Source organism: uncultured Campylobacter sp. (assembly GCF_938015785.1).
GTDB lineage: Bacteria > Campylobacterota > Campylobacteria > Campylobacterales > Campylobacteraceae > Campylobacter_B.
On the sequence record NZ_CALLWC010000015.1, the window covers coordinates 1 to 17,128 of the forward strand.

At 48.7% G+C, this 17,128-nt stretch carries 14 protein-coding genes and 4 tRNA genes; 7 read left to right on the forward strand and 11 right to left on the reverse strand.

Going from position 1 to position 17,128, the window contains the following annotated elements:
• The first annotated feature begins 78 nt into the window (after nt 1-78).
• From Q0393_RS01845 to Q0393_RS01875, 7 genes are all read left to right on the forward strand, one after another.
• Nucleotides 79-165: transfer RNA gene (locus Q0393_RS01845), tRNA-Leu, on the forward strand.
• Nucleotides 166-181: 16 nt separating this feature from the next.
• Nucleotides 182-255 (forward strand) — tRNA-Cys (locus tag Q0393_RS01850).
• Between the two features lie 20 nt (nt 256-275).
• Entirely contained in the window at nt 276-431 is a 156-nt protein-coding gene (locus Q0393_RS01855) for a hypothetical protein (protein WP_298977442.1), read from the forward strand.
• A gap of 58 nt (nt 432-489) precedes the next feature.
• A tRNA-Ser gene (locus Q0393_RS01860) sits at nt 490-577 on the forward strand.
• Between the two features lie 573 nt (nt 578-1,150).
• A complete protein-coding gene (locus Q0393_RS01865) occupies nt 1,151-1,288 on the forward strand; it encodes a hypothetical protein (RefSeq protein ID WP_298977444.1) in 138 nt (45 codons plus the stop codon).
• Nucleotides 1,289-1,297: 9 nt separating this feature from the next.
• The gene (locus Q0393_RS01870; protein ID WP_298977446.1) at nt 1,298-4,039 is read left to right on the forward strand and encodes an insulinase family protein; all 2,742 of its coding nucleotides are present in this window, start codon (nt 1,298-1,300) and stop codon (nt 4,037-4,039) included.
• A gap of 671 nt (nt 4,040-4,710) precedes the next feature.
• On the forward strand, nt 4,711-7,095 hold the full coding sequence (locus Q0393_RS01875) for a TonB-dependent receptor plug domain-containing protein (RefSeq protein WP_298977447.1): 2,385 nt from the start codon (nt 4,711-4,713) through the stop codon (nt 7,093-7,095).
• Nucleotides 7,096-7,342: 247 nt separating this feature from the next.
• Here Q0393_RS01875 and Q0393_RS01880 read toward each other — a convergent pair whose 3' ends face one another.
• The 11 genes from Q0393_RS01880 to Q0393_RS01930 form a co-directional block, all read right to left on the reverse strand.
• Nucleotides 7,343-7,870 (reverse strand): hypothetical protein, encoded by a 528-nt coding sequence (locus Q0393_RS01880; protein ID WP_298977449.1) that lies wholly within the window; start codon nt 7,868-7,870, stop codon nt 7,343-7,345.
• Nucleotides 7,858-8,127: a hypothetical protein gene (locus Q0393_RS01885; protein WP_298977450.1), complete on the reverse strand. Its 270-nt coding sequence runs from the start codon at nt 8,125-8,127 to the stop codon at nt 7,858-7,860. The genes Q0393_RS01880 and Q0393_RS01885 overlap by 13 nt, the downstream gene beginning before the upstream one ends.
• 192 nt (nt 8,128-8,319) lie before the next feature.
• Entirely contained in the window at nt 8,320-8,610 is a 291-nt protein-coding gene (locus tag Q0393_RS01890) for a hypothetical protein (RefSeq protein ID WP_298977452.1), read from the reverse strand.
• 66 nt (nt 8,611-8,676) lie between these two features.
• Entirely contained in the window at nt 8,677-8,988 is a 312-nt protein-coding gene (locus tag Q0393_RS01895; protein WP_298977453.1) for a hypothetical protein, read from the reverse strand.
• Nucleotides 8,989-9,008: 20 nt separating this feature from the next.
• Entirely contained in the window at nt 9,009-9,209 is a 201-nt protein-coding gene (locus Q0393_RS01900) for a hypothetical protein (protein WP_298977455.1), read from the reverse strand.
• Nucleotides 9,210-9,230: 21 nt separating this feature from the next.
• Complete coding sequence (locus tag Q0393_RS01905) at nt 9,231-9,623, reverse strand: hypothetical protein (RefSeq protein ID WP_298977457.1); 393 nt, start codon at nt 9,621-9,623, stop codon at nt 9,231-9,233.
• A 26-nt stretch (nt 9,624-9,649) separates the two neighbouring features.
• Nucleotides 9,650-10,603 carry a Dyp-type peroxidase gene (locus tag Q0393_RS01910; RefSeq protein ID WP_298977458.1) on the reverse strand — a complete coding sequence of 318 codons (954 nt, stop codon included), beginning with the start codon at nt 10,601-10,603 and terminating at the stop codon, nt 9,650-9,652.
• A 230-nt stretch (nt 10,604-10,833) separates the two neighbouring features.
• Nucleotides 10,834-10,921, reverse strand: a tRNA-Ser gene (locus tag Q0393_RS01915).
• A 418-nt stretch (nt 10,922-11,339) separates the two neighbouring features.
• Complete coding sequence (locus Q0393_RS01920) at nt 11,340-12,797, reverse strand: efflux transporter outer membrane subunit (RefSeq protein WP_298977460.1); 1,458 nt, start codon at nt 12,795-12,797, stop codon at nt 11,340-11,342.
• Nucleotides 12,784-15,942: an efflux RND transporter permease subunit gene (locus Q0393_RS01925; protein ID WP_298977461.1), complete on the reverse strand. Its 3,159-nt coding sequence runs from the start codon at nt 15,940-15,942 to the stop codon at nt 12,784-12,786. The genes Q0393_RS01920 and Q0393_RS01925 overlap by 14 nt, the downstream gene beginning before the upstream one ends.
• On the reverse strand, nt 15,942-17,075 hold the full coding sequence (locus Q0393_RS01930) for an efflux RND transporter periplasmic adaptor subunit (protein WP_298029088.1): 1,134 nt from the start codon (nt 17,073-17,075) through the stop codon (nt 15,942-15,944). Before Q0393_RS01930 ends, Q0393_RS01925 begins: the two co-directional genes overlap by 1 nt.
• Between the last annotated feature and the right edge of the window lie 53 nt (nt 17,076-17,128).

The window sequence follows — 17,128 nt, forward strand, 5'->3', positions numbered from 1 at the left end:
CAACCTTGCCATGGTTGATGTCGCGAGTTCGACTCTCGTTTCCCGCTCCATTTTACATTCTGTTTTTGTATTAAACGTGCCCGGATGGCGGAATCGGTAGACGCAAGGGACTTAAAATCCCTCGGAATTTTTTCCGTGCCGGTTCAAGTCCGGCTCCGGGCACCACCTAATAAGCCGGCGTGGCGACATAGCCAAGTGGTAAGGCATGAGCCTGCAAAGCTTTGATCCCCGGTTCGAATCCGGGTGTCGCCTCCAAATCTTAAAAAGGAGTTATTATGAGATACATACTGGCGTCTCTTTTGGCATTGATGGTTTTTAGCGGGTGCTCTAATACTTGGCACGGCGCAAAAGAGGATTCGCACAACGCGGCTCAATGGACCAAAGAAAAGGTTCACAACGGCGCCGAGTGGGTCGAAGAAAAAACCGAATAAATTCCACGTGTAGACCTTGATCTGCGCGAACTTTCGGCGGGGTCTACCCGCCCTTAATCGGGAGATGGCTGAGCGGTCGAAAGCGGCGGTCTTGAAAACCGTTGAGGTGAAAGCCTCCTGGGGTTCGAATCCCTATCTCCCGGCCATTTTAATCTAATCCGAAATTCCATTTAAACTTCAAAAATTTCACATTTTATTTATGCTAATTTTCATTTAATGCTCTTTAGGCTAAAATTTTATCTCGCAGTAAACGGCAGTTTGCGGCGGCGCTTTTATAGGCGGAGCGCTAAAACGTCATATGGCGAAGATGCCAAGATCGTGCGTCAGCAGTTTGTTTGATCGATACGTGCTAAAACAGCGCGTAGCGAGAGTAGGGCGATGTAAAATTAAATGTTCGTCCGTCTTGCTATGAAAGCGTGTGGGCTCTGTTGCGAAATTTAGCCATGAAATTTCAAAGCCTAGTAGTCCGCCACGCTCGGCACAAAATTTTAAAATTTACCGATTCGCGCTTTTTAAATTTAGCCTGGGCTCAAGTAAATTTTAAAATTTATCTTGTGCGAGCGCGCCGCCGTACTACCGTGCCGCCGCGCAGATAAAGATCAAATGCGCCTGCGTACCTCTGAGCGATAAAATGAACGAGGGAAGCCGCGTAGTGCAAGCCTAGAACCGATGCGCTCGCGAAACAGAGCAGAACTACGCAGCGAGCAGGCGGGTTAAAAGTGGGTGTACCTAAGAGATATCGCGAGCTAACGGGTCTAAGCGAGCAAACCCAAAAAAATGGCGCAGGCGGGCAGCTTGATAAGGCGAAAGAGGAAAGTCTGCAAAAATATCTGCGAGCGAATTTTACTAGAAAATAAAGGGCTTAAATGCGAAAAATTTTACTATTTTTACTGCTTTGTGCGGGAGCTTTTGCGCTTGAGTGGGACGGAGCCGTCCTGCGGGGGGCGCTGCCAAACGGGTTTAAATACTATATTTTAGAAAATTCCGTGCCCAAAAATTCCGCCGTTTTCTATCTGGTCGTGGATGCGGGCTCGATCGATGAGAGCCCTAATGAGCGCGGGCTTGTGCACTTCATCGAGCATATGTCCTTTAACGGAAGTCGCGATTTTAGCAAAAACGAGCTCATCAAAAAATTGCAGAGTCTGGGCGTGAAATTCGGCGCCGACGTAAATGCGCAGACGGGCTATGACAGCACGATTTACACGCTTAACATCGCGGTTAGCGAAGAAAATTTAAAGGACGTTTTTAAAATTTTTGCTTCGATTGCGGACGGAGTGGAGTTCAATCCGCTCGAGCTCGTAAAAGAAAGAGGCGTCATAATCGAGGAGGCGCGCAGCCGCGATACGCCGATCGCAAGGCTTTACGAGCGGATGGATGAGGAGCTTTACGGCGGCAGCGCGTATTTTAATCATGCGCCGATAGGCGATATGGCGGTCGTAAAATCCGTAAGCGCGCAGCGAATCAAGGAGCTTTATCAAAGAATTTACCAGCCCAGGTCTATGAAATTTATAGCCGTGGGCGATTTTAAAAGGGATAAAATTTTAAAACTGCTAGAGCAAAATTTTTCGCCTCTTAAAAATACAAACTCCTACACCCGCCAGGATATGGGCATTCCGCCTAGGCAGGGTTTGAAAATTTACAATTACGATACGAACGAAACGTCGCTAAATTCCGTCAAAATTTCGTTTTGGGAGGAATTTGCGCCGCCAAATAGCGAGGCGAATGCGAGAAAAATTTTAAAAAGCGAGCTTATTTCAAGCCTTATTTCTACGATTTATGAGCGAGCGAAGGCTAGCGAAGGCGCGCTGCTGCGAGTTAATTTTTCCAGATCGAATTTGCAGTTTCAAAAAACGATCTATAACTTCGACGTCGCCGTTTTGGGCGGAGATTTTGACGGCGCGATCTCGCAGGCGCTCGGGCTAATCAAAGGCTTGCGAGATAACGGCTTTGATGAGCGCGATTTCGCCCTTGCGAAGGATGCTTTGATTAGCTCGCGGCACAGCGCCTTTGAGCGCAAAAAAAGCGCAAATTCCGCGTTTTTTGCAAGAGAGATTCTTCATGCCGTAAAATCAGGAGCCGTTCTGCCTAGCGCCGCAAAACAGCGTGATTTGGAAATAAAGCTGCTCCGCGAGATCAGCCTGGAGGAGATAAATTTAGAATTTAGGCGCCTTACGGATCTGGGCGAGGTGCATGCAAGCGTCTTTAGCGGCTCCGGATATAATCTTAATGAGGCTAAATTTAAAAAGCTGCAAAGCGGCGCTAAGGCGATAAATACGCATGCCGCGTATAAAAAGCTACCGGGTAGCTTGGTTTCTAAAAACCTACCTGAGGGCAAAATTTTAAGCAAAAGCTTTGAGCTGCGATTTAAATTTTATACCTACCTGCTTGAAAATAACGCGACCGTGATCTTAAAGCCGCTTAAGACGCGCAAGGATTTCATCTCGTTTGCCGCGGTAAGCAGAGGCGGAATGTCCAATCTGGCGCATCCGGGGCTTGGCAGTTTTGCCGCGATGCTTGCAAACGAAAGTGGCGCGGGCGAGTTTAACAATTATGAAATTTCGCAAATTTTAAGCGGGCGGCAGGTGAATTACCGCAAAAACATCTCCGCATTTTCGCACGGATTTTACGGAAGCTGCGGTTCGCGGGATCTAAAATGGCTGCTGGAAGCGATAAGCTTAGAGCTTAGCTCTCCGCGCACGGACGAGAAGGCGCTGCAAAATTTAAAGATAAAATCGCTCGACGAGCTTGCGCGAAACGAAAAGCTGCCCGGGTATAAATTTAGCAGGGAATTTAGCGAGTTTTTCTACGGCGGCAATGCGCGAATGCGCCCTCTAAGCGCCGCGCAGATCAAAGCGCTTAGCGCGGATGAGCTAAAAAAGATCATCCATGATAAATTTAGCAACGCCGCATCCTACACTTTCGTGCTTAGCGGCGATTTTGAGTTGAAAGACGCTGAAGCCCTCATAAAAAAGTATCTGGCGAGCTTGCCTGCTCGCGGCGAACGCGAGGATTTTAAAGACGATGGAATTCGCAGCTTAAGCGGACGGCACGTTTTTATGCGCAACTATCAAAACTCCCCTAGAAGCGACGTCGCGCTTACCGCGATAAACAGATCCGCTCCATACTCGCTTGAAAATGCAATAAAAATTTCAGCTCTAGCTTCGGTGCTCCAGGAAGCACTTAGGGAGCGCATCAGAGAGGATGAGGGGCGTACCTACGGCTTTTCGGTCGCTTCGAGCCTAAGCCGCATCCCTTACGAGCACTCTAGCCTTCATATTTCGTTTTCCTGCGCGCCGCAAAATACGGATCAAATTTTATCCGCAATTAGAGAAATTTTTGCAGAAATCGCAGGCGGCGGATCGGACGTAGCGCGACATCTTGAAAATTTTAAAAAATCTCAGATCATCACGTCTCGCATCGCTCGCGAAAGCCCCGAGTTTTGGAACGACGCGCTCGTAAAATACGCGCTTTGGAATGAGGAGATCGCCGATTTTAAGACCTTTGAAAAGATCATAAATTCCATCTCGCCAAAGGATATCGCAGAGGCGGCGCAGACATATATTTTTGACACCGATGAGACGGTGAGGATAAATGCGCCGAAATTTTAGCAGGCTAGGCGCATCTAAATTTTGCTCGTTAAATTTACTAGCCGCGTTTAAATTTAGCGGCGCTTGCACGGCAAATTTTATCTCCGTAAATTTAGCAGTTTAAAAACGAACTCAAGAATAAAGCTCAATTAAATCTATCTGTGCCGCACATAGATTTTAGATAAATTTTATTTTGAAATAGATTTATCTCGCCGATATATCGCTATTTTGTTACATTTTTTCTATTGTTTGCATAAGTCGTATAATTGTTATCACTTTTATTGAAATTTAAAATATTATTGGCTAAATTTCCTCAGTCTTAATTTTTATTTTCAAAAAAGGAGAAAAAATGATTGTCGGTTTTTGGGCCTGTAAGCCATGTAAAAGCGGCGCAGGCCGCAATTATTCCGCTTCCGTAAAAGGCGAGAAATCCACTCAAAATCGCTGCGGGGGGGGGGCTTGCACGCTCCTTAATAGTCGCGGCGTGTCTTTGCGGCCTAAGCGTCGCGCAGGATTCGTCTGAAAATAACGCAACCAGAAGCGTTGTTACCAAAGAAGGCTCGGAGGCACGAAGCTCGGCTGCTACGACAAATAGTTATAAATTTCCCGAAATAGTAGTTGTCGGCAACATTGACTCTAGCCTGACGAGCGTCGGCGATAGCTATGGCGGTACGCAAAAAATAAGCAGGACGATGATCGAGTCGATGCCTAGCGGCAACGGCGACTTCGTGCAGCTTTTGCGTACCAATCCAAATGTGCAATTCAGCTCCACAAACCGCCAGAGCACGACGCTAGGCGAGATCAGCCCCGCAAATATCAGTATCAACGGCGCGAAGTATTGGCAAAATAACTTTATGCTTGACGGCGTGAATATGAATAACGATCTCGATCCCGCTAGAAACCCCGGCGGCAATCCTACGCGCTTCTCGGCGTTTGATACGATGAATTCCGTCTCGCAAGGCATGGCGATCGATAGCGACTTTTTACGAAGCGTCGAGGTGCACGATAGCGGCGTCTCGGCAAAATACGGCGGATTTACCGGCGGCGTGGTAGAGGCTAAGACGCGAGATCCGCGCGCGGGCTTTCACGGTAAATTTTCGATGCAGCACACCGAGGATAGCTGGACTAGATACCATATCTACGGCGATGAACAGAGCTTTGAAAACTCTGCTACGCCACTAAATCAGCCGAGATTTGATAAGTGGATCACGAGATTAAATTTGGAGGGCACCGTTACCGAGGATCTAGGCTTGATGTTCGGCTACACCAACACTAGAAGTAAAATTCCGCTCAAGGCCTACGATAGAAGATACAACGCTGATACGACCATCACCGAGCGAGTTCAGAGGCGAAATATAGACAACTACTTCCTAAAGGCGCTTTGGTATGCAAACGACCGCCTAACTATCACGCCTAGCGTAACTTACGCGCCCGAGCGAAACAAGATGTTTAACGATCACGTCAAAGACTCCTACGCCGATATGAAATCGGGCGGTTTAAATTTAGCGCTTAAAACCGACTACGATGGCGATTTTGCTAGATTTAATCAAATTTTATCCTACAGCAAGCTGGAGAGTTCGCGTGATGCCGAGAATGAATATTACAGGGCTTGGCAATACTCAAACGTAAAGAATTGGGGCAGTAAAATTTTATCTGCCGCAGCGATAGAGGGTGGCTTTGGGGATCTCGATCAGACTCAAAAGAGCTTTTCGTACAACGCGGATCTGGAGTTTAACGAATTTGATCTAGGCGGCAGTAAGCATAGATTTATCACAGGCTTTGAGTTTAAAAAGCAAGAGGCTAAATTTAATGTAAGAAAAGAGTTTATGACCGCCAGCGGAATAGCACCGCTACCTGCGGGCGTAAATGCTTGTGATCCGAATGACGAGCTCTGCTCGATAGACGATTCTTTTGCGAGACTCGGCAGAAGCGGCCAGTTTTTTACGCGAAAAAGCTATTACAAGGGCAATACCAAGGTGGATATGAAGAGCTTGGCGGTTTATCTGGAGGATGAGATAAAAATCGGTGATCTTACCTTGCGACCGGGCGTAAGATTAAATAGGGACGATTATATGAAGCAAACGACTGCGGCGCCGAGATTTAACAGCTACTACGATATTCTTAGCGACGGCGATTCGATTCTTAGCTTCGGTGCAAACCGCTACTACGGACGCAATCTCTTTACCTACAAATTAAGAGAGGGGCGAGAGGGGCTCGCCACTACCTACACGCGCCCGCGCAATGCCTATACGCAAAACTGGACGCAACTGCCAAAAGACCCGTCTCTAACTAAATTTAACGAGCTAAAGGTACCTTATGAGGATGAGCTGGTATTTGGGGCAAAGCAAAAGCTTGGGAATTTTGAGTTTTTCGGCAAATATGTAAGCCGCAAGGGCAGGGATCAGATCATCAAATCTACGCGAAGAGATCTAGGTCTAGCGCCGAATCCGAACTACCAAAACAACTATCAAACCTTTACTAATGACGGCAGAAGCGAAAATAAAATTTTAACCTTCGGCGTTAAAACGATCGATGATTATGAGGCCTTCGGTACGCTAAATGGCTTTGAGCTAGGCTTTGAACACATCAAGATGAAAACGAACAACACCCTTTACGACATATCGCTTGATAGAGAAACGCTTGAAGATGAAAAGATCGTCGAATATGACGGCAGGCTGATGAGGCTATCGGAGCTTCCGGCGCAGGACTACGCTAGGCCTTGGACGGCGAGCCTAAACATCATCACGAAAATTCCAAGCTACGGCATCAGCGTGAATAACTTCCTCTCGTTTAAAGGCTCGCAAGAAGCGATCGCCCGCACGGGCAGGACGCCTGCGGGCAAGTATCCTGCCAGATACGACAAATACGAAAAGGTAAATCTCGGCAAAAGCTACAGCTGGGATGCGCGCATCGGATACGCTAAAAAGATGGCGGGCGAGGTGGAATTTTTTACGAATTTAGACATCTACAACGTCCTAAATAAGCGCAACAAAGCAAGACTTAGCAGCGACACCTCGCTCGATCTGGTCTATGAGGCGGGCAGGCAGTTTTGGCTGGAGGCGGGCATTCGGTGGTAGCGTGAGCTAAATTTGCGGAGCTTTTAAAATTTCACGGCTCCGCAAAATTTCGTGAAATTTTTTAAATTTAGGGCATTTTGCGAAATTTCAAATTTCACGCCGCGCTCCTTAAAATTCCGCATCGCGCGCTGTAAAATTTTAATGCACGCGAAATTATTAAATTTGCGTCCAAATTTAAGTTGCAACCAATTTAAGGAGCCGAAACGGCTTTTTAAATTTTAACGCTGATATCGCCTAATAAGCCCTTTCATTGAAATATCACAAACTGCTTTTGAAATTTTGACGGGCTGATCTGCCGCTCTTTCAGCATGTAGCGGCAAACTCTTTCAAAGTCCTCTCCGCTCATCATAAAACTGATAAATTCGCCCTTACCGTCATATATGATCAAAGTATCGATCGCACGGAAGCTAAATTTCCCCTCCGTGATCTTTGAAAAAATCAGTTTAGAGATGAAAAACGGCAAAACCAATGCCGTCAGGCTCATAATAAAAATTATAAATCCTCTAAGGCTCTGTAAAAATCCGGCGAATGCGACGGCTATCACGATGAACGAAAGCACAATGCCTGCGGAATTTCTAGCGGGGACGATATGCCCGAATAGCAGCGTGGCGGTGAGCTTTATGAGCGATATCTCATCGAATTTTATAGATTTCGTGATTTTGCCTTTATTGACGTAGTTGATGCTCCTGTTCGTCAAATGAACAAAGCGCGTGTGGGCGCTGTTGAGATAAGACACGACGGCGAATACTACGAAAAAGTCGTTTACGATCTGCATTTTATCTGCTTCGTGTTGAGATAAGACACGACGGCGAATACTACAGGAACAAACGGCGTATAGTATGGGAAAATATCCCCTATATATAGAAACACCGGTACCGCCAAGGGGGCGAAGAATAAGTTATAAATAAAGAATACTATTATGTTGTAGTCTTTTACGACGAGGGGTTTATTGTCAAATTTCGGCGGATTTCGGTGCTCGGCGTTATTTTGTTCGGATTGCGATTCTTGCGGCTCATCGTTAAAATTTTTCATTAAATTTTTGCTCCCGTTTTAAATTTTACCGCTAGCAGCTCGGACGTTTTGCGGCGCTAAATTTGCCGTCCTCGCCGTACGCCTTAGCGGCACAATCCTAAGCAGAGCCCGTCTGCGTCCTTTCAAAATTTATCAGCGCCACGTATCGGTACCGCGTGCGCTTACCGCACCGCCGCATAAAATTTCGAGGTCTTATAGTTCAAAATCAAAGCAGTAAAACTCATCCGCCTCGCTCCAAAGCTCCTCTAGCGAGAGCCCGTCTATCTGCGGCGCGCCGTAGAGTTCCTGCAGCGTGGCGAAATACCGCTCGCCGCTTGCGTTTGCGCCCGCCTCGTCCGCGCATCTTTGAAACGAGCAGCGATCCGCATAGGCGATGATCAAGTATTGCGCACCGCGCAGGCGAAAGCCAAGCTCCGGCTCGCCGCTCTCAGCTACGCATTTTAGCAGCATTTGCTCTATGGTTTCAAATGAGTATTTTGGCATCGCTCCGATCTTAAAATTTTATCGCCGCCGCGACGCTTATTGTGCCGCCGCATATCGCGAGCTGTTTTATTCCGCCAAAAACCCGAAGCGCTCGATCATATCCAAAAGCATATCGGCTCTGCAAATTTCATCGTCCAGCAGATCGTCGTATTGATCCCGCAGTCGCTCGGCGTCTTGCGCCACGGGCCCTAGATACTCCCTGGCCTGCGCGGGTTCGCCCTTCATCACGTAGTATTCGCCCAAGATCACGCGAACTTGCGTCTTGCTAACCTCGTCGCCTTCGCCCTCAAGTGCTGCTTTTAGGCTCTGCACGCCGCCCTCCTCAAGCCCTCGCGAGAGTTGCATTATTGCCTTGTTTAGATAAAGCTTCGCATCCATTTTCACTCCTTGGCTAAATTTCATTTGAAATAATAGAACAAATTTCCGCCGTACTCAAGATCCACGAACTCCTTGCTGTCAAAATAGAGCTTAAATTTCATGTGGCTCAGGTATTTGGCGTCCTGCGCTTTCTCTATAAAATTTCTTATCAGCCGCTCTATTTTTTCGTTACTTTCGCCGCGCGCCGCGTCCTGCTTCGTGAAATAAAAAACTACGGGCATGTCGGACGCCGCCGCGATATACTAAATTTTAAGCGGCGCTAAAAGCTTGCTTCGGTTTCGCAGCAGCTCCTCTACCGCGCCTTGGATCAGATCGGTGCGGATCTGCGACTCGAAGGACTCGACCGAGATATAAAAATTCTTAAGTCCGTTTAGTTTCTCGAAAAGCGGCGTGCGGGCAAGGTAGCGCTTGATGCACTTTTTATCGGTGATTTTTGCGGCATCTTTATCGAAGCGAAGCACGATCTTAAGCCACGCCGAGTCCCTGCCCGCGCCGTAAAACGCGCTGATCGCTCGAGTTTTAAATTTAGCGTCTATGAACTCTATCAGACCCCTGACGTTTTCACTATTTTTGACTTTGCCCTCTATGATCTCTTTGCAGCGCCTGCTCTGATACGGGCTTAGATCGCAAAACATCGCGCGCCTTTAAATTTAAGCTAAATTTACTCTGCACTATAAGCCTGCAGCATATCGAAGGTCGGAGCGAAAAAGAGCGCGCCCGTCTTTGCCGTGCTAAAATCTAGCAGCCGGTCGTAGTTGCCTCGCGGACGGCCGATAAACATGCTCTCAAGCATTAACTCCAGCGTGCTAAAGGTGCTTGCGTAGGCGATGAAGTAGGTTCCCGTCTCGCCGCCTTGCATAAACGGCATATTGTCGCGCACGACCTTTTTATCGTCGCCGACGTTGGCTGCGGCGGAGTGCGAGTTGTTAGGCTTTAGCTCCTCGCTCATTTCGATATCGTTTTGTTTGCTACGCCCGATGACGCGCTCCTGCTCGGCGACGCCCGCGGCGTTCCACGCGCTCATATCGTGGATATATTTTTGCACGAAAAGGTAGCTGCCGCCCTTGTACGCCGCATCCTCGTCGCCTACCTTAGCAAAAAAGTCGCGATCTGCGCCCTGGGGGTTTTCGGTGCCGTCCACAAAGCCGATGATAGCGCGCCCGTCGTAGTATTTAAAGCCGCAGATCTCCTCCTCGCACGTCGCGACATCCTTTAGCGCGGCTCTGATCTCGCTTGCCATATCGTAGCAAACGGCCTGATTTGCGGCTCTAATGTGGATATGAATATCGCCGCCGGTGGCGGGCGAGATGTGTTTGTCGCCTCTAATCTCTTCAAAATTTTTTAGCTCCTTCGGCAAAGGCTTCGGCAGGTCTAGCATTTTCCAAGCCTCAAAGCCCACGCCCAGCACGCAGCTTGTTTCGCTAGCCGCGCCGAATCTCGTAACGGCGGTTTTGTTTAAATTTATCACCAAAGCGCAAAGCCTCTCAAAAGCCTTTTTGCAGGCGGTCTTGTCCGCGTTAAAGCGCCAGGTCATAAACACGGTGTTATTGCCGGGCGCGTCGGTTACGTTTTGGGATTTGACATGCGCACAGGCGCAACTTTTTTCTTCACTCATTTTTTCTCCTTCAAAGTAAAATTTAAAAGGAATTTTAGCGCAATATCGGTAAACGGCGGGCGCAGAGATAGAATTTAGACGTCCTTTCGGGTTTGATTTTCGGCGGAGGAAATTTTGTCTTTGATCGTTAAATTTACGGCGCGATGGAATTTTGGCTTTAAATTTATAAAATTTACGCCGAGTTGAAAAGCGAAATTTCAGAGCTTTGCGGGGATGAAATTTTAAAGTAGTGGCAGATGGGAAGGGATTCGAACCCTCGAAAGCTTGCACTTTACACGCGTTCCAGGCGTGCTCCTTCAACCGCTCGGACACCCATCTAAATTAAAAGTCGCGATTATAGCGAAAATCTAAAATTTTGCCAAATTCCGTTTTGGCGCGCAATCCGTTTTGCCTTTAAATTTAAAACGCAGCGCTTAGAATTTTACCGCAGCGTTTGGAATTCTATCGCAATGCTTGGAATTTTGATGCGGCGCTTAGAATTCCGCCGTACCGCTTGAAATTCTACCGCGCCACGAAGCAGGCCGCTTTGCGCTTCCTAGCCGAGCGGAGATTTTATCGGCTCGCAGATCTCTAAAATTTCGACTATTTTAAAATTTAGACTTCCCACTCGCCGCGAGGCTAAATTTAAAAAAGTGCAAGCAGACTCCTCACAAAATCCGCTTGCGTCGTAAAATTTCGGCGGCGCTTTAAATTTAGAGATATTCTGAAATTTCGCGCTGCCGATAAATTTAAAAACCTAATTAAAAATTCTATCCTTCGGGAAGGCAGACATATCGGGCTGTACGTCCTGCTCCGCGCCGATAAGCGCCTTGATTTCGCTATCCTCGATGCTAAAGCCGCCGCCGAGCGCCTTGTATGCATTCACCGTCGCGTTTAGCACGTCAAGATCGGCCTGCGTCTTATTCAGCTGCGCGCTAAGCAGGTTTCGCTGCGAATCCAAAAACTCCAGATGATCGCTGTAGCCCGCCTGATACCTGCTTGAGGCGTTTGAATAAATTTTGCTCTGCGAAGCGACGAGATCGGCGAGGCTTGCCTGTCTTAGTTTGGCGTTTTGCACGCCTACAAGCGCGTCGCGAACGTCGCCGAAAGCGGTTTTAAGCGCCTTATCGTATGCGATGAAGCTCGCGTTTTGCTCTAAATTTGCAAGCTCTACACGCCTTTTTTGGCGGCCGAAGTCAAGCAGCGGCCCTACGAGCGAGCCGCCGATGCTCCACGTGCTCGCGCTTGCGGTAAACAGCCTGTCGAACTCGCCGCTTGCGTATCCCGCCGAGCCGGTAAGCGAGAAGGTAGGGAAGTAGCCTGCCTTGGCGACGCCTACTAAGAAGTTGCTCGAGCGCAGATTTTCGAGCGAGCTTGCGACGTCGGGGCGGTGCAAGATCACGTCGCTTGGGATTCCGCTTGGGATCTGCGGTGCGCTAGGCATTTTCGCGGCGATCTGCGCCGTGCCGCGTAAAATTTCATCATAACTCTTGCCCGTTAGGATATTTAGCGAGGTCTGCGCCGCGGAGAGCTGATTTTGCACGCTTATGAGGCTTGCCTCGGCGCTTTGCACCGCGGCTTTGGCTTGATAAAATACGATCTCGCTAACCGCGCCCGCATCGAGCTGCTTTTTGCGGTAGTTTTGCGTATCTTGATAGCTTTTTAGGCTGTCTTTTAAAATTTTCTCCTGCTGCTTTAATGCTAGTAGCGTAAAATAGGTCGTTGCAACCGTGCTTGTGATCGTGTTTTTGGCGGTTTCGTAGTCGTATTTCGTCGCATTAAATCGAGATCGCGCCGAATCCACGCTATTGCGCACGCGCCCCCAAAGATCGATCTCGTAGCTTAGCACGGCGCCGATCTGATACGCGCCGTGGGAGTTGCGATCGGGCCGGTTGCCGAAATTATTTTGGCGCACCGCGCTGCCGCTTAAATTTACATTCGGCAGGTACTCAAGCTTGTTTAGTCCCAAATTTACGCGCGCGTATTCGACGTTATTCAGCGCGGTTTGCAGGTCGGAATTTTGCTCCAGCGCGCTTTGGATCAGGGCGTTTAGCTGCGGATCGTTGAAACTTTTCCACCACTGCGTGCTAACGTTAGTGCTTGCGTAATCCGCCTTAAAGCCAGTCTGTTTCTGCGGCGTGACGGGCTTGAAATTGCAGCCGCAAAGTAAAATTCCAAGCGTCAAGGCGCTTAAAAGAGCGTTATTTATTTTCATCGTTCACCTCGTTAGTTTGGACTTTTTTGCCGCGTCTATCAAGCCAGGCGTTGAAGCTTTCGAGCAGGTAGAAAAACAGCGGCACGAAAAAGATCGCGATCGTAGATGCCGCGAGCATTCCGCCTACGACGCCGGTTCCTAGCGCATGGCGGCTAGCCGCGCCCGCACCTGTGGCGATAACCATCGGAAGCACGCCGAGGCCGAACGCAAGGCTCGTCATCACGATAGGGCGGAATCTCATCTTGGCGGCCTCTACGGCGGCTTCTGCGATCGAGCGGTGGTTGTTCAGGTGCTCGTTCATCGCAAATTCCACGATCAAAATCGCGTTTTTCGCCGCCAGACCGATTAGAAGCAGCAAACCGATCTGAAAATATATGTCGTTATTCAGCCCGCGGAAATATGTAAACACGAGCGCGCCGAATACCGAAAACGGCACGGCGGTAAGTACGGCAAGCGGCATGAGCCACCTTTCGTATTGAGCCGCCAGGATCAAAAACACGAAGATCATTCCGAATACGAATGCCTGCGCACCCTTGCCCGTCTCGCTAACCTCTTGATACGCAGAGCCCGACCAGCCGATCGAGTATCCGCTAGGAAGCTCCTCTTTTATAACCTCTTGGATCGCGGCGATCGCCTGACCTGAAGTGTAGCCGGTATTTGGCTCGCCCATAATTAGCGCGGCCGGGAAAGCGTTAAATCTATTAACGGAATCAGGACCCAGCGAGCGCTCAAGCCTTACTAAAGAATTTAGCGGGATCAGATCGCCGCTAGCGCTACGGACGTAGAGCGATTTTAGATCGTTAGGATCGTCTCTGTAGTTTTGCGTAGCGCGGATATAGACCTTAAACGTGCGGCCCATAAGGTTAAAGTCGTTGATGTAATACTGCCCGATGGTAGAATTTAGCACGGTGAAAATGTCGGCTATCTTAACGCCTAGCATCTTTATCTTCTCTTTATCGAGATAGAGCTTATACTGCGGGAAATCGGTATCCAGCGTCGTTCGCACGAGCTTTAAAGCGGGGTGCTGATTGGCTTTGGCGGTTATACGATCCATATCGGCGCGAATTTCATCGTAGCTTTTGCCCGTCGTGCTTTGCGCATAAAGCTCAAATCCGCCCGTAAGCGAAAGACCCATAATAGGCGGCGGCGTGACGACGTAGGTCATCGAGTTGCGATCTGCGCCGTAGAGCTGCCCGTTTAGCGCGGCAGCTATGGCGAAGTTGGAATTTTCATCGCCCGGGCGCTCTTTCCAGTCTTTTAGCTTTATAAAAAACGCTCCGCCGTTTTCTCTAAGCGCTCCGGCTAACATATCGTATCCCGCGATTTGGGTTATGTCCACGATATTGGGATGCTTTTTGACGATACTTGCGATGAAATTTTGATCGGCTTCCGTCCTAGGCAGAGTAGATGCCGACGGAAGCGTGGTCATCGCTAAGATAGAGCCCTTATCCTCGTTAGGCACCAAGCCGCTAGGGGTAAGCCTGAGAAGCTCTATCATCGCATAGATGATGATGCCCACAAAAACGAGGCTGATGAGTACGTGGCGCAGAACCATGCCGACGCCTGCGGCGTAAATTTTAGTCGAGACGCCGAAAAGATTATTAAACCATCTTACGAAGAAAAACGGCTCGGATTCCTTTTTTCGCAAGATCAGGGCACAAAGTGCGGGCGTCAGCGTAAGCGCTACGAAGCCCGAAAAACATACCGAAGATACGAGCGTTAAGGCAAATTGTCTCTGCATAACTCCCGTAAAGCCCTCCATAAACGCAACCGGCACGAAAACCGCCGAAAGCACGAGCACGATCGAGATGACGGGCGCTACGATCTCGCCCATCGCTTTCGTGGTGGCTTCTTTGACGCTTAACTGCGGCTCTTCGTGCAAAATTCTCTCTACGTTTTCGATTACTATGATCGCGTCGTCCACGACGATGCCGATAGCAAGGATGAGCGCAAAGAGAGTGATTAAATTTATAGAAAATCCAAAGGCGTAAATTCCGATAAACGCGCCGCAGATCGACACTGGAGCGGCAAGAGTCGGGATGATCGTAGAGCGGATATTGCCCAGAAACATATACATAACCAAAATAACCAAAATCAGCGCTTCAATGAAGGTATGTATAACCTCCTCGATAGAGACCTTTACGAAGCTCGTCGTATCGTAGGCGACGCCGTAGGTCAGCTCGCCCGGGAAATTCGGCTTAAGCTCGTCTATGCGCTTATTTACCGCTTCAACTACGGCTAGAGCGTTGGCACCGCTTTGCATAAAGATAAGCACAGGCACCATCTCTTTACCGTTAAATTTCGCCGAGATATTGTAGCTTGCGCCGCCAAGTTTGACATCGGCGACATCTTTTACGCGCAAGAAATTCCCATCTTTTTGCGCGCGTATGATGATATTTTCAAATTCTTCGACGGTTTTTAAACGACCCTCGGGCTTGATCGCATATACGTAGGGATTGCCTAAGTTCATCGGCTGCTCGCCCATCTTGCCCGCGGCGTATTGGCTGTTTTGCTCGCTTATTGCGGCGATTATCTCGGCGGTCGTAACGTTAAATTTCTTAAGTAGCTCGGGCTTTACCCAGATCCTCATAGCATAATCTTTTGTGCCCAGCGCTTGAGCTTCGCCGACGCCAGGCACGCGTTTTAGCTCATCTACGACGTTGATAGCTACGTAGTTTTGCATCTCTACGACATCCATCTGCTCGCTAGGATCGTAAAACGCAAGCACCTCCAGCATCGTGCTGCTGCGCTCGGTGACGGTTACGCCATAGCGGCGCACTTCGTCGGGAAGTAGCGTAAGAGCTGGCGTGACGCGGTTATTTACATTGACTTTTGCATCTGCTGGATTTGTGCCGATTTGAAAGTATACGTTGATGCTAACAGAGCCCGAGGAGCTTGCTGAGCTTTCCATATAGATCATATTTTCAACGCCGTTAATTGCGTTTTCAAGAGGGGCTGCGACGACGTCGGCGATCGTCTGCGCATCCGCGCCGCTATACGTAGCGCTTACGACGATTTGCGGCGGTGTGAGTTGCGGATACTCCTCGACGGAGGAATTTTTAAGAGCCAAAACGCCCGCGATTACGATGATGATCGAAACGACGCAGGCAAAGACGGGGCGGTTGATGAAAAATTTAGAAAACATTATTTCCCGCTTTCCGCATTGCTCTGAGATAGTTGTTCGTTAGGCTGTCCCGCTACGTAAGGATCAGTGCTCGCGGGTACGGGAGTTACCTTGGAACCCACATTGATCTTTTTAAAATTATCCAAAATGATCTGATCGCCGTCTTGCAATCCGCTTGAAATCGTCGCCGTGCGGGTATCTTGCGCTGCGATTTTGACCACCTTTTTAGCGACCTTGCCGTCTTGCACGACGTAGACTATGGTGTTGCTAAGATCTTGCTTGAGCGCAACTTGCGGAATTTTAAAGCCGTTTTTCTGATAAAAGCCATCGACGCTTATTTTGGTAAAAACGCCCGGGCGAATTTCCAAGCTTGGATTTGGAATTTGAGCTTTAGCGCTGACTGACGCTGTGTTTGTATTGATGACGCTATCGATGAAGCTTAGCGTGCCGTTGTAGTCCTTGCCGCCGAGATTTATGCTTACCTGACGGCCCAGCTGCTCCCACTGCCCGTTTCTTAAATTTGCATCAAGCTCTAGTCTATCGACATCTGCGATGCCGAATTCCACGTCGATCGGATCAAATTTAGAAAGCCTAACCAGATCCTCGCCCACGTTTACGTATGCGCCCACGTCCTTTTGCGTATCGCCCGCCATGCCGTCAAAAGGCGCGGTCACGAGCGAGTGGTCAAAATCGATCTTGGCGCTTTTAAAATTTGCTTCGGCTACCATAAATGCGGCTTTTGCGGTGTCAAAGTCCTTTTGAGAGATCGTGTTGCTAGCTTTTAGCGCTTTAGCTCTTTTGTAGTCCGCCGAGGCGTTTTGCAGATTAGCGTTTGCGCTGTCAAACGCCGCTTGATAGCGCGAGCGGTCGATCTCGTAGAGCACGTCGCCCTTTTTGACGCTGTGCCCCGGCTCGAAAAGCTGCTTTTCGATAGTGCCCGAAACCTGCGGCTTTAGCATTATCTCAAGCTCGCTTACGGTCTGTCCGTTAAATTTTAAAATTATCGGCACATCGGCGGATTTGGCGATAAATACTCCTACCGGCAGCGCGGGAGCCCCACCGCCTTGCTTCGCGCCTTTATCTTCCTTTTTTTCAAAATAGGAGCAGCCCGAAACCAAAAATGCTGCGAAAATCAAACTGGCGACTTTTTTCATGTAATTTCCTCTATTTGGGTTAAAATTTTGTATTTGTAATAGTTATTACGAAT